This is a genomic window from Microvirga arsenatis (assembly GCF_009910705.1).
Lineage (GTDB): Bacteria > Pseudomonadota > Alphaproteobacteria > Rhizobiales > Beijerinckiaceae > Microvirga > Microvirga arsenatis.
This window is the reverse complement of the sequence record NZ_JAAAXJ010000010.1, coordinates 1-13,178: the sequence shown is the minus strand read 5'-3', so window position 1 is coordinate 13,178 and position 13,178 is coordinate 1. Positions and strand designations below refer to the sequence as shown.

Genomic DNA, 13,178 nt, shown 5'->3' with positions numbered 1-13,178 from the left:
CGCGGCAGGCCGGGCTTTGTTACAGGGCTTGTCCGGGCTGCAGCAAAGCGGCGCCTAGAGCATCGGCTGCAGGCGCCTGGCCATCTCCACGGCGGCGGCATAGTCGGTCTTGCCGGATCCGAGCACGGGAATGCTCGCGACCAGGATGGAGCGCGGCATCCAGAGCTCGGGAAAGCCCTGGGCCTTGGCATGGGCGAGGAGAATGTCACGATCCGCATCGGCCTTGTCGGTGATGAGCACGATCTGCTCGCCCTTGCGCGGATTGGGAATCGCGACCACCACATGGCTGTTGTCCGGCCACAGGCTCTGGACCGTCGCCTCGATGGCAGCCAACGACACCATCTCGCCGCCGATCTTTTTTCACACATTACTCCTTTTTAGGGACAATGTGAAGGAAGGGAGCGTCACCGAAGCTGAACGGAGCAGGGCTACCGCTTGTGGTTGTAGAGGGCAACGCGTAGTCCGGATCCTCCAGGATGGCCTTGAGCAAGGCATCGATGGGCACACCGGCACCCCGGCGCTCGACCAGTTGGGCGACGTTGGCGTAGAACTCCGGCGGTATTCGGCGGTGGTGCGCAGCCATCGCGTTCACGACATGCCGCATGGCCCGGAGCACGGACTTGGACCCGGTCTTGAAGTACGCCATCCGGCCGAGATCGAGATAGTGGCGGCACGTCGTCGTCGGTTTGGCATGCCCGAGGGCCTCGGCCACCCTGTCGAGCACGAAGTTCTCGACACGCTGGTCCCAGCGGAACTGGTTGTCGGCAAACGCCTCCGCCCAAAGACGCTCGGCAAGCTTGGTGGCAAAGAACGCGCGGAGCCGATGGCCGCTCCCCTGGATCCCACACTCGTTGAAAGCGTGCTTGAGGAGGTTGCCGATCGCGTCGGCTTTCAGAGGGCCTCTTGATTTCTCGGACAGGAAGATCTCCGCCGGGCCCGGCGGCTGCAAGGCGTTGCTCCACCGCAGAAGCTGGTCCCGACGAACTTCCCAAATACCGATCGTCAAGAGGTCCCGGACAAGGCCGATCGGGAATGGCACCTCCCGAGTAACCTGCCCCTTCCCCGTCACCGTAATGTAAATGTTCGTGCGGTGGCGTCGCTCCAGCCGCTCGAGCCCGTCCAGAACGGCCTGCCGGCCCTCGGCCCAGTTCGCGACCGCATCGAGGCCTCCGAGTTGCGGCTGCCAACCCGCGCGGACAGCCTCTGCCCTATTCTCGGGCTTTGGAACCTTAATCCCCTCCTTCGCCAGCCCAGCCTCCAATGCCAACACCGAAAATCTCGCCACCTCATCGCGCCTGAGACCGGCCTCGGCCTCAGTACGTCCGATGAGCCAGTTCCGGTCCCCGATAGCCGGGTGCTCGGCGGAGCTCCTAAGATACGCCAACACAGACGCCACCCTCATGTCGTCGGGAGTAGGCGGTCTCGTGGCTTTTCGTCCTGAGGGTTCCGCGCAGCGCCACACCCGCACGCTGCCGTGTGCGGTGGCTTGGGGCGGGATGCTGGCACCGCCGCGGCCCTTGCCCCGGTCCGCAGCCCGGAAAGTGATAGGCCCTTTGGCGCCGACCAGTTCCCTGTCCAGCAACATCGCTTGGGCCGCGCTCTCGTAGAACGTGAACACGGTCGAGAGTTTGCGGCCGATGCGCTGGTCGGACAGGAGATCCTTGCTACGGCGAGCATCTGCCCCGAGCTTCTTGTTCACCTCCTTCATCCGCTCGCGCCAGTCGATCATGACCTGGTCGTCGACTTCGTCCCAGCGGCATCCCCGGCCTTCAAGATACGCCCACCACTCCCGCAGGATGTATGCCTCGTCCCGCATGGACGAGATCGCGGTGCGCTTGTAGCGGAACGACCATCCGAAAAAGCGGAGGAGCGGCTCGCTGACGGATCCGTCGCGCTCGCAGATGATTGGGAGGCCCGGAGCTCGCTCCCCAGACCACTTGAAGTCGTCCGGGGCGAAGATCATGCGGTAGTCCTCGGGACTGTGTTGAGACGCCATGACCTCCCCGCTTCTCCGCCCATGAACCTCCGGCTGAAGATAGAGCGCCTAGTGCGTAATGCGAAGCGTCGCCGCCGGCGCTCCCAAGCCGGCTGCTCCGCGCCTGATCAGGCGCCCGTCCAAAGCAGGGGCCCAGACCTAGCTTAACGGCCCTCGGCCGGGGAGACAGGGCAGGTGTTCAGATGACGGATGGCCAACCAGCAGATGACGAAGCCGACGCAACACCGTAGCCCTGGAAAGGCAGGACGAGGACGTCCGCCAAACCGCTGCGGCCCCGGCGATCTCCTCCTGGTTGGGCCACGGCCGTCGCTAGCAGCCGGTGCGTCCAACGCCTCCGAAGTAGCCACGGCACACTCCCGCCGCATCCTCGGCGTCCGCGATGGCTGATTGGGACGGGAGAGAGCCTCGGCGGCAATGGTCACCTTGACGGGCGGTAGCGATTGATGTCGTGCATGAGGCCGTTTCAGTACGGCTCCTTCGGTCGAGGAACTTACAGTTCGCCGCCCCGAAACCTGCGCATGACGCTCCGGAACCGCGTGTCCCAGCCCGAGGCGGCAAGCACCGACAGGATCCCTGGCATGTTCGATCCGAAGAGGAAGGCGGTCCTGACGAATGGAACCCCCAGACCCTCAAGGTGCCTGATCAGCATATCCGATGCATACTCAAATCCGGGAGCGGCATGACCAGAGAGGATCACGAACTCAACCCTGTCCATCAGGGATCGCACCTGGACGTCGGGGCGATCCTCGATGCAGAGGACGTGGGCGAGGTGTCGGTCGATCGCAGCCTTCGGGACCGCGCGACGCAGCCGGGCCTTGTCGCGAGGCGGGACCTTGTCCGAGAGGCCGATCGGAAGGGCGTCGGCGAAGACCAGAGGCGCAGCCCGGGCGGCATGAAACTCGCGCTTGATGGCTGCCGTCGTCATCCCGGGAACGCCGCTGTAGCGAGCGGCCAATCCCGCCGCCGAATTCCAGAAGGCGCATCTGGGACTGCCCCTGAAATCGTATGTGCCTGCTCCTGGGCTGACAGGCTTGTCGACCTGGGGCTCGCGGCCAATCACCAGGATCAGAGGAAACGGCCTTGCAATCGTCTCCCCATAGTAGAGGAACGACGGATGGAGGAGGTCGGCGCCAGCAGGCGTTTCCACCCCAGCAGCATCACGTTTGTTCATGGGAACTCCCTGGCGGAGCGGAGGACCCGCCCGGAGACCATGACGCGCCGCGACGTCCTGCCCGGGCCAGTTCCGCGACAAGGCCGCCTGTATTCGAAGCCCCCATGCCCCTGGGTCGGAAGCGGCCGTGCTCTCATGACACACGCATCCGCGGCAGCAGCCGGGCCATCTCGCTGAAGTTCGGGATCCCGGACCAGGCGCCGTATGAACCGACCACATAGAGGTTCTGCTTCGCGCGTGTGACGGCCACGTTGAGGATGTTGGGACCGGACCCGGCCCATCTCCTCGCACCATGCTGGCCCGCGTTCGGAGCGCCGAGCAGGAGGATCACCGTCTCGGCCTCGCGGCCCTGGAAGGTGTGGATCGTGCCGACACGGTCCCGTGCCCACTCGTCAGGCTGTGCCTGAAACGTCGAGAAGATGTTCCGCTCTCGTTCGAGCCGCCGGCGCATCTCCTGCTCGACGATCTTGAACGGCGTGATCACGAAGATGTCCGGCGACGTGATGCCGGCTGTGGCGACCGCTCTCAGCATCCGGACGACGATCTCGCCCTCGTCGGGACACCACTTGGTCTCCGCCGTCCCGTCGATGTCGAACCAGCAGGACGGGCCCAGCAGCCTGCCGACGGGCCCAGGATCCTTCGGTTTCGGGGCATGCACCATCTCGCCGGCATAGGCGATCTCGTTGGAGATCATGAACATGGGGTCCTGGCAGCGACGATGCACCAGCAGCGGCACCCCGACAGTCCGCCTGCCCTGGTCCGACCTGAAAGACGCCTTCGTCTTGGAGGCCTTGTCCGCGAGCGTCTGCGCGGAGGCGATCGGAGCCGCCCATTCGGCCATGTCGACCTTGAAGAACGTGCAGATCTCGGCGGTGAGGCGGTCGGGCAGCGAGACCACTGGCGGGATCTGGAGCGGATCCCCGACAACGATCGACCGCTTCGCCCGCATGATCGCCCCGACGGCAGCCTGCGGCAGGGCCTGCCCGGCCTCGTCGATCAGGAGCCATCCCAGACTACCCGGCTTCAGGTCGCCGAGCATCCGGTCGACAGACGCGAACGTAGTCGACACGACCGGGATGACCATGAAGAGCGTGGACCACAGGTCGCCCAGCAGCGCCTTCTTCTCCTCCTCCGAGAACGCACCCACCGTGAAGGCGCTCATTAGGGCACCCAGGTTATGCTGCACCTTCTGGGCCGAGGCGTCGACGAACGCCTTCTGGACCGCCAGGGCAGCCATGAAGAGTTCCTCGCGCTTGCGCTGGAGGGCATCAGGCAGCCACGGAGCCGTCAGATGGATCTTCTCGTGATCGCCGCCGAAGAAGCCCTGATCGATGAGCCTGTCGCCGATCTCCGCCCGGCCCTTGTCGACCGCCTGCTGGAGCCGGGATACGAGATCCTTCTGGCCTGCTAAATCCTTCGCCGAGGCCGAGACTCTGCCAGCCAAGGCGTCGGAGGCGGCTCGGGCGTCGGCCTTCACCCTCTCTGCCGCCGCCGCCCTTCCCTGGGCTTCCTTCGTACGGTCGGCAAATTCCTTCGCCTCTCTCGACCACGCCCTCCAGCTGGCGGTGCCGAACAGGCGCGCGAAGAATCCGGGGCGCAACAGGGCATGGCTTGCCTGGGCGGTCTCCCGGCGCCTGACCTCATCGGACAGCTTCGCGTGTTCGGAGGTGCGCGCATCGAGGACGCCTCTGGCATCCGCACCCTGCCGCTCAAGCGCTGCGTGCTGCTCCTCGAGCTTGGCGAGCTTGTCGCGCTCTCCGGGCAGGCGTTGGCAGGTAGTCCGCAGCTCCTCCAGGCGTTTGAGCTCGGCCTCGACCTCCCGCGTCAGCGCCTTGAACCGGGATCTGGCCTTGCGCCAGCGCGCGGCGGCCGCATCTCCGGATGCCGGCTGCTCCCGGACGACCACCTCGGGCGTGCGCCGTTCGATCACCCGGTCCGTCACGGGATCCTTGATCTCGCGGACGACAGACTCCCCCTTGGCGGCCTTGAGATAGACGCGGAAGCCGAACTCCTCGTCCCACCAGAACTTCTGCTGGAAGGCAGCCCGGTTCTTCGCGTTCCCGAGCACGGCGGCGATCAAGCCCCAGGTCTCGACGGCCTTGACGGCGGCATCCACATCGTCGTCATCGAGTCCGACGGAGTTCGCGAGGCGGTCGCTGATCGAGCGGAAGTAGGCGATCTCGGTTGGCCGGCCGAACTCCTTCTTCAGGGGCAACTCGCGGCTGACGTTCTCGACGGCCTTGTTGTTGCTCGACGCGACCAGGATCTCATGCCCCTTCAGGCTGGGATCGAGCCGGTAGAGGTGGAGGAACGCGTTGCCTCCGACTGATATCTTCTGTCCCGAGCTTGTGAAGGCCGAAGCCGGATCATCGAACCGCACCATGGCGGCGGCGCGGTCGACGACGCAGCTCGCGACCAAGTCGCGCAGCAGCGTCGTCTTTCCGGTGCCGGGCGGGCCGTTGACGCCCATGATGCCACCGCCGCCTCCAAGCTCGGACCGAGCCAGGTTCACGGCGGCCTGCTGGAGCAGCACGAGCGGGTGCCCACCGTGTGACGGCCAGCGCGACGGAGGCATCTGGGCCGGGGCGACCGCAGGCTCGATGAGCTTCAGGTCGGCGAGGACATCCTCAGTCTTGCCGGAATGCTCCATGCCGAGATAGCGCCGCAGGCCCGGACCCGCGTTGCCGTTGCCTACGAGTTCGGATGCCCTGGCGAGGTCGGCCAGGAAGAAGGAGTTCAGGAGCGAGGCTTCCGGCGGCGTCTTGGACTTGTAGTAGTGATAAACCCGTAGGGCGAACGTCGGCTTCTCGACGAGGTGTGCGGGAAGCTGGAACTGCGCGACGAGCCAATCGTGCGCCCGTCGGGCAGTGGCCAAGTCCAGCGGCAGCGGCCTCCCGTCAGCGTCCTTGCGCCTCACGATCTGGTCGACACGGTCGAGCAGGGTCCGTTCGACCCGCGGCCATGCCCCGAGTCCCCCGAGGTTGAGCTTCAGGGCATGTGGCAGGGCCCATGCGAAGGAGGACACGGCGATGGCGTTGTCCTCGAGCACGAAGCCGTCCTTGTCCACCAGCACCGCTGCGATCGCCGCCTTCTCCCGCTCCCGGCGGCTGCGCTCCTCGTCGGTTCCGAAGGCCTTCATGAGCTCGTCGGTCGCCCGATCCATCGCGATCGCCCCGAGGACCACCTGATAATAGAGCTTCTTGTTGGGACGAGAGCGCTCGCCCGTCCCCCACGGCACCTGCCCAGCGGTGAGGTCGGCAACACACCGGCGGTCGCCGGCAGCCAGATCCTCCGGCTTCCGGTAGGTCTGGGGCGACAGGGCTTCCAGCGCCGTCCATACGGCGAGCAGGGCCCGTGGCTCGTTAGGGCCCTTGGGGCTCGGGAACTTGGGCAGCGGACCCAGGTCCTCTGTCGGAGGAACCGCCTTATGCCTCGGAGCCTCACTTGGTTCCGCTGGTCTGTGGGAGCGCGGTTCGTCGGCTGGCGGCTCAGGGGCCGGCCGAGGTGGAAAGGGCAGGACGGTTGCGCTCGGCGACGGCTCGGGTGCAGCCCTCCGGGGTGTCGGGCGCTGCGATCCGCCGACTCCTACCGCCTGGATCTCGGCTTTTCTGAGGTGCACCAAGGCGTCTTCGACCTCAGCCGCTAGATCGCGGGCCTTCGGCACGTTGCGGTGCTTCAGCTCATCGGCCAGCGCCTCCAGGACGGCGCAGTTATCGCGGGAGGTTTCGAACAGCGTTTTGAGCTCTGTGATCTTCTTCTGAAAATACGGACGTTGCCCCGGCATGCAGTACCCGATCTCGTCCGGCTTCGAATAGCCGTTTTCTAGGATGTCGGCTGCGAAGCTCCGCATGTCAAATCCGCTTCGACCCTCAGTGCTTTTGCCAACTCTGCCCTCCCCGAACCAGACGCCAGAGAAGCTCATGTTCATAATGTCCTTGCGACCCGATCCTGCCCCTGTGGAACCTGTTGCACTTGATCGTTAAGAGGTTCGCTCTCAGAGCATGATTGCGGCTTGGTACGTCAGGCGGAATGAGGGCAGGAGACGACATGCAGAACGCAAGGCTGAGGATCGTCAGGCCGACTGAGAGGCTGAACGAAGTCGTCCGCTTCTACCAGGACGGGCTTGCCAATGGTCGTGCTCTCCCGCTTCGAGGACCATGATGGGTTTGACGGTGTGATGCTTGGCCACCCGAATGCGGAGTGGCATCTGGAGTTTACCCGTCAACATGAGCATGCTGCAGGACGTGCTCCAACGCAGGACCGTCTGTTGGTGTTCTACTTGCCCGATCGCACCACATGGGAGCATGGGATCCAACGTATGCGGGACCCCGGACACGTTCCGGTCCCCTCATGCAATCCCTTCTGGGACCGCGCGGGCACAACGTTCGAGGACCCTGATGGATACCGTGTCATCCTGCAGAATGCTTCCTGGGCCAAGTAGATCGACTCAGCGTTCCCGGGAGAATCTGACCCCGGCTAGCGCATCCGGGGCAGGAGGGCACGGATCTCGGAGCCGGGCATCGGGCGTGCGTAGAGGTACCCCTGGGCCCGGTCGCACCCCATCTCCCGCAACCGGCGCGCCTGCTCCTCTGTCTCCACGCCTTCGGCCGTCACCTCCAGGTTCAGGCTCCTGCCCAGGGTGATGACGGCGGCCACGATGGCGGCATCGTCTCCGTTCAGTCCCAGGCCGCGGACGAAGCTCTGGTCGATCTTGATGTGGTCGACGGGGAACTCCTTCAGGTGCGTCAGCGACGCATAGCCGGTGCCGAAATCGTCGAGGGCGACCTGGACGCCCTTCCGGTGGAACCGTTCGAGCGTGTCAAGGACCAGCCCGGAGCGGCCATCCAGAAGGACCTTCTCGGTGACCTCCACCTCGAAGTGCTGGGTCGGGACTTTCGCCAGCCTCAGGATGCGCAGCACCTCGTCGGCGAGGTCCAGCTGGCTGAACTCCGCGCTCGAGAGGTTCACGGCGACACGGCCGGGGTTCAGGCCCACCTTAAGCCATTGCCGGACGTCGGAGGCGATCTTGCCGATCAGGCGCTTGCTGAAGGCGGTCACCAGCTCGGGATCGTCGAAGGCGGCCGCGAACGCGCCAGGTGTCAGAAGGCCTTTCGTCGGGTGCTGCCACCGTGCCAGGGCCTCCAGGCCGACAACCTGTCCTGTCGAGAGGCAGACCTTCGGTTGATAGAACGGGAGCAGCTGGTCCCGGGCGATTGCCTCCTTGACCTCTCTTCGCAAGGCGAGCCGCTGCTCGGCCGCCGTGCGCATGTCGGCGGAGTAGGTCACCACACGGCCACGCCCTTCCCTCTTGGCCTGGTAGAGGGCGATACCGGCATCCTTCATCAGCTCGGCCGGCGCGGCGTCGTGTTCCGGAAACGAGGCGATCCCGATGCTCGCCCGGCTGACGATCATCCGGCCGTTGTAGGTGAACGGCTGCCGGACCCGCTTGGTGATCGTCTCCGCAAGGCTTGTCACGGGATGGGCCTGCGTGTCGACGACGAGGACAGCGAACTCGTCACCCCCGAGCCTGGCGACCGTGTCACCGTCCCTCACCGTCCCGGCGAGGCGCGCGGCGGTCTCCTGGAGCAGCGCGTCACCGGCGTCGTGGCCCAGGGTATCGTTGACGTCCTTGAAGTCGTCCAGATCGATCAGAAGGAGGCTGACGCCCGTGCCGCGCGGGCGGGCTTGGGCCAGGGCCTGCTCCAGGCAGCGCTGGAAGAGGACCCGGTTGGGCAGGCCGGTGAGCGCGTCATGGTTCGCCGTGCGCCAGATCTCCTCCTCGGCCGCCTTGCGGTCGGAGATGTCGAACGTGACGCCCACCACCCGATCGCCGTCCGTCCGCTGAGCCCGCGAGGCCAGCCACAGGGTCTTGCCCTCGGGTAGCGTGTAACGGAACTCCATGGTGTCCGCCCCCTCCGCGCGGATCCGCTCAAGAAACCGCTCCCGGTGCGCCCGGTCCTCCACGGGCACGCGCTCGAGGAACTCCTCCAGTGGCCCGGACGCGACTCCCAGCAGCTCCAACGCGTTGCCGGACCGGGAGATGTGGTTCGTCACGAGGTCCTGCTCCCAGGCGACCATGCGCGCGGCCTGCAGGGCGAGCTGCAGCCGTTCCTCACTCGCGCGCAGGGCGTCCTGGGCTCGTCTGCGCTCGGTGACGTCCTGGATCGTCCCGATCTTCCGCACAGCGCGGCCGTCTCCGTCGAAAAGGGTCTGTCCGGTCACGGCGACCCAGCGCTCCTCACCCGTGTCGGCGCGGAGGATGCGGCATTCGTCGTCGTAGGCGAGGTGGCTGGCCGGATCGTGCGCGAAGAACTTGCCATCCATGCGGGCGCGGTCCTCGGGGTGGATCCGCTCCAGAAAGGTGTCGCGGGTGGTTGGGACCTCGGGGCCGATCCCCAGGATCGTCCGGGCCTCGGCGGACCACTGCCGCCTGCCGGTGACGAGATCCGCGTCCCATATGCCCAGCCCGGTGGTTTCGACAGCGAGGCGCAGGCGCTCCTCGCTTTCCGCGACCCGGCGTTCCGCTTCCTTCCAGGCATGGACATCGGTGCAGGTCCCGATCCAACGGTCGACCTGGCCCGCCTGCCCCTTAATCGGGAGGGCCCGGGCCAGCACCCAGCGGTATGCGCCGGAATGGTGCCGCAGGCGATACTCCGCCTCGTAGGGTTCGCCCGTCCGAACCGCATGGTTCCACGCGGCCAGGACCCGCTCCCGGTCGTCGCCGTGGACGACATTCTTCCAGCCGTCACCGTCGATGGTGCCCGGAGGCGCTCCCGTGAACTGGTGGTACCGCTTGTTACGGAACTCGTGATGCCCGTCGGAGCGCGCGATCCAGGCCATGTGAGGCAGGGCATCCGCGATCGCGTTGGTCCCCCGCTCGCGCCAAACGAGGATGCGGTTGTCGCGTCTGATCCTGAGCTCCCTCATGACAACTCGCGCGAGCGCGTAGAGGGCTTCCGCCTGACCATCGGTCAGGCCCTGCGGCCGCGGGACATAGTCCACCACGCAGACGGTCCCCAGAGGCAGGCCTTCTTCGGTCGAGAGTACGGCACCGGCATAGAAGCGGACGCCCGGCTCGGCCAGCACCGCGGGATTGCCGCGGAACCGGGGATCCTCCGCCGCGTCCGGCACGATAAAGAGCCCGGGCTGACGGATCGCATGGATGCAGATCGACATGTCGAGAGGGGTCTCCCGCACGTCGACGCCGACGGCGGCCTTGAGCCACTGGCGGTGCCTGTCGATGAAGTTCACGGCGGCTACCGGGGCGCCGCAGATCTCCGCCGCCAGCTTGACGACGTCGTCGAAGGCAGCCTCAGGCTCGGTATCCAGGATCCCAAAGCTTCTGAGCGCCGCAAGACGGTCAGCGTCCCTCCAGGGAGGAACCCCTTTCTCGACAGCGCATTCCAGCATCGTGACCGCCCCCGCGGCAGAGTTTCTTGTGGCTGGGCTGGAGTTATCCAGCCCGTAGGCTAACCGAAGCTTAATCCCGGTGCCTCCTGCCCGAATATTGGGAATCGAGGCTAGCACCAAGCCACAAGACGCGCTTCCACCCCGGCGCGGCGCCGTGTCGCGCGGAGCGCTGCGCCGGGATCGTCACGAACGGGTCTCCCACCGGGTGGATCCAGATGCGTCACCAGCCGCCCTTGCGCTGGCCGGGTGGAGGGATTGCCGGGACAGGAGGCCGTCTGCTTGTCCACCCGCATCCGACACTCCGGCGGCCTGGGTCGGAGTCGACTCCTGGGGCATGGCCTTCTCCTTGCATCCGAGCAGCCGGGATCTTCGCGGTGGCGGCCGATGTGGATATCCCGCGGTGGAGCGTCCGACAGCCGGTCCGGGGTGATCACGACGCGTTTGGCTTGGGTCCGTGCCCCCCATGCTTGCCGCAGATCCCACGCTTGATGCTGCCGGGTCTCCTTGCCGCGCTCCACCGTGCTGACCAAATCGCCCACGCTGCCGATTTGAGGCGCTGCAAGGGAACGTCAAAGACTCGGTGCTCGGACGCTCCATGCAGGCTTGAATCCTTCAGCTTCAGATGGATCGGATCCGGCTGGCCGTGGGCCTTGTGCCAATGGGTAACCAGCCGAAGATCTTCGGACTGCCACACCAGCCTTCGCCTGAGACACCGAAACCGGTGCCGTCGATCACAAGCGTCCCATCTCGACGTCGACGTGCTAGAAGCCGACCGGGTCCCACCCGCGGACAGGTTCACCTCCGCACAAGTCATCTCATGACCGATGACATGCTCGCAGTCGCAGGCCAGTTCGCCTAGACTGTCCCATTGAGGCTGCGGCGTCCACGATCACGCAGTAACACGCGCGCCGGCCGGCTTATCGGTGTGGCCCGACCTTCCTCAGGGGGCGGTACCGCCCCGAGCGCCCATTCGTCTTAGTCGAACCGGTTTGGTCCCACGGGCTGAGTGCCACGTCCCTGATGCGGAGGGCCACGACGTGATCCGCTGACGATCGCGGAGCCGCCGCCAGCCCGGACCAGCGCTGCCCCGTCGCCGCTCGTCCCATGCCGATCACGACTATTGGAAGCCGTTAGGAACCGTAGCAGGCAGGTTCGGGGACACGATGACAATCGGATGCTGGATCAGGGCGCTTGCTGGCGTCCTAATGCATGTCAGCGCTGGAGAGCATTGGCGACGGCGCTGCCGATCTGCGCTGCTAGGTGCGAGGCTGTGGCACTGTTCGAAGGAACGACAGACATGGTCAGTCTCCCGCAGGTGTTTTCGACCTCTCGAGCGCTCCCGGCCCTAGAGCGGTTTGGGGTTGAACGGAATCGGAAGATCTGACTCGATGGTGGTCAGGGGCGTGAGCACAGAGGCTCGCCATGACCACACCATTGTCCCAGGACCTGCGCCGGCGCATCGTGCGGGCGGTTGAGAAGGGTAGCTCGATCCGTCAGGTGGCCGCTCGTTATGAGGTCAGTCCCTCGGCCGCTGTGAAGCTCATGCAGCGGCTACGGGAGACCGGCTCAACCAAGCCGGACCGGGTTGGAGGCCAACTCCGCCCTGTGCTCGAGCCGCATCAGGATCTGCTGCGCTCCCTGGTGGACGCCAAGTCCGGCATCACGCTGGCAGAGATCCAGGCCGAACTCTACACCCGCGGGATCGTGGTGCAGGCGCTCTCGACCATTCATCTGATGCTCAAGCGTATGAACCTGACGCACAAAAAAGACGCTCCGGGCAGCCGAACAGGACCGGCCAGATGTAGCGCAAGAGCGTCGCCGCTTTCGAGTGTGGCAGCGCTTCATGGATGCGAGCCGCTTCGTGTTTCTGGACGAGACGGGCACCGCCACCACCATGACCCGCCGCTACGGCAGGGCGCCGCGCGGACAGCGGGTCGTCGATGCTGTTCCGCACGGACACTGACTCACCACCACCTTTGTGGCGGGCCTGCGGGAGAACGGGATCATCGCACCGCTCGTCGTGGACGGTCCAATGAGAGGCGAGATCTTCAAGGCTTATGTGGAGCAGATGCTGGCGCCAGCCCTCTCGCCTGGCGATGTGGTCGTGCTCGACAACCTGGCTGCCCATAAGGTGGCGGGCGTTGAGCAGGCAATCCGAGCCGTTGGAGCCAGCTTGCTGTATCTGCCGCCCTACAGTCCCGATCTCAATCCGATTGAGCCGCTCTTTTCCAAGATCAAGGCGCTCCTGCGCAAAGCGGGCGCACGCACCAAGGAGGTGCTCTGGACCACCATTGGTGAACTGCTTGATGCGTTCTCGCCTGAGGAGTGCCGGAACTACCTCAGGAACTGCGGATATGAGCCCGTCTAAATCGAATCCACTCTAAGCGCCAGGGCATAGACATTCTGCTGAACACGTATCCAGGTCCTGGCACTCCGTCGCAGCACGGCAGTCTTCGATGGTCGCCTGAAGCTATTCGCTTCCTTTTGTCTTCGGCACGTAGGGTCCGTTGCCGTCGAAGGTGTAGGCGGTCTTGACCGTGGTGTAGAACTCCGCCGCATAGCGGCCCTGCTCGCGCGGGCCGTAAGAACTGCCTTTGCGCC

7 protein-coding genes and 1 pseudogene are annotated in these 13,178 nt (G+C 65.6%); 3 read left to right on the top strand and 5 right to left on the bottom strand.

Features of this window, described 5'->3' with window-relative positions; translation table 11 throughout:
- Positions 1 to 54: 54 nt before the first annotated feature.
- From GR303_RS16965 to GR303_RS16950, 4 genes are all read right to left on the bottom strand, one after another.
- On the bottom strand, positions 55 to 342 hold the full coding sequence (locus tag GR303_RS16965) for a hypothetical protein (RefSeq protein WP_201752111.1): 288 nt from the start codon (positions 340 to 342) through the stop codon (positions 55 to 57).
- 25 nt (positions 343 to 367) lie between these two features.
- The gene (locus tag GR303_RS16960) at positions 368 to 1,963 is read right to left on the bottom strand and encodes a site-specific integrase (protein ID WP_161724154.1); all 1,596 of its coding nucleotides are present in this window, start codon (positions 1,961 to 1,963) and stop codon (positions 368 to 370) included.
- A gap of 523 nt (positions 1,964 to 2,486) precedes the next feature.
- Complete coding sequence (locus GR303_RS16955) at positions 2,487 to 3,167, bottom strand: hypothetical protein (RefSeq protein WP_161724152.1); 681 nt, start codon at positions 3,165 to 3,167, stop codon at positions 2,487 to 2,489.
- A 133-nt stretch (positions 3,168 to 3,300) separates the two neighbouring features.
- On the bottom strand, positions 3,301 to 7,017 hold the full coding sequence (locus GR303_RS16950) for a DEAD/DEAH box helicase (RefSeq protein ID WP_201752110.1): 3,717 nt from the start codon (positions 7,015 to 7,017) through the stop codon (positions 3,301 to 3,303).
- A gap of 179 nt (positions 7,018 to 7,196) precedes the next feature.
- On the opposite strand from GR303_RS16950, the gene GR303_RS25485 reads away from it, so the two are divergent.
- Together GR303_RS25485 and GR303_RS25480 are read left to right on the top strand one after the other, a co-directional pair.
- Entirely contained in the window at positions 7,197 to 7,328 is a 132-nt protein-coding gene (locus GR303_RS25485; RefSeq protein ID WP_425487121.1) for a hypothetical protein, read from the top strand.
- Positions 7,297 to 7,608, top strand: coding sequence for a VOC family protein (locus GR303_RS25480; protein ID WP_425487120.1), 312 nt, complete (start codon positions 7,297 to 7,299; stop codon positions 7,606 to 7,608). Before GR303_RS25485 ends, GR303_RS25480 begins: the two co-directional genes overlap by 32 nt.
- A gap of 35 nt (positions 7,609 to 7,643) precedes the next feature.
- Here the strand turns inward: GR303_RS25480 and GR303_RS25180 are convergent, their stop codons facing one another.
- Entirely contained in the window at positions 7,644 to 10,577 is a 2,934-nt protein-coding gene (locus GR303_RS25180) for a bifunctional diguanylate cyclase/phosphodiesterase (protein WP_161724150.1), read from the bottom strand.
- Positions 10,578 to 11,999: 1,422 nt separating this feature from the next.
- Here GR303_RS25180 and GR303_RS16940 point away from each other — a divergent pair.
- A pseudogene (locus tag GR303_RS16940) lies at positions 12,000 to 12,945 on the top strand (IS630 family transposase).
- Positions 12,946 to 13,178: the final 233 nt, after the last annotated feature.

Coding starts and splice junctions, on each gene's coding strand:
- GR303_RS16960 (WP_161724154.1), bottom strand. CDS start 1,963: ATGATCTTCGCCCCGGACGACTTCAAGTGGTCTGGGGAGCGAGCTCCG.
- GR303_RS25180 (WP_161724150.1), bottom strand. CDS start 10,577: ATGCTGGAATGCGCTGTCGAGAAAGGGGTTCCTCCCTGGAGGGACGCT.
- GR303_RS16950 (WP_201752110.1), bottom strand. CDS start 7,017: ATGCGGAGCTTCGCAGCCGACATCCTAGAAAACGGCTATTCGAAGCCG.
- GR303_RS16965 (WP_201752111.1), bottom strand. CDS start 342: ATGGTGTCGTTGGCTGCCATCGAGGCGACGGTCCAGAGCCTGTGGCCG.
- GR303_RS25485 (WP_425487121.1), top strand. CDS start 7,197: ATGAGGGCAGGAGACGACATGCAGAACGCAAGGCTGAGGATCGTCAGG.
- GR303_RS25480 (WP_425487120.1), top strand. CDS start 7,297: ATGGTCGTGCTCTCCCGCTTCGAGGACCATGATGGGTTTGACGGTGTG.
- GR303_RS16955 (WP_161724152.1), bottom strand. CDS start 3,167: ATGAACAAACGTGATGCTGCTGGGGTGGAAACGCCTGCTGGCGCCGAC.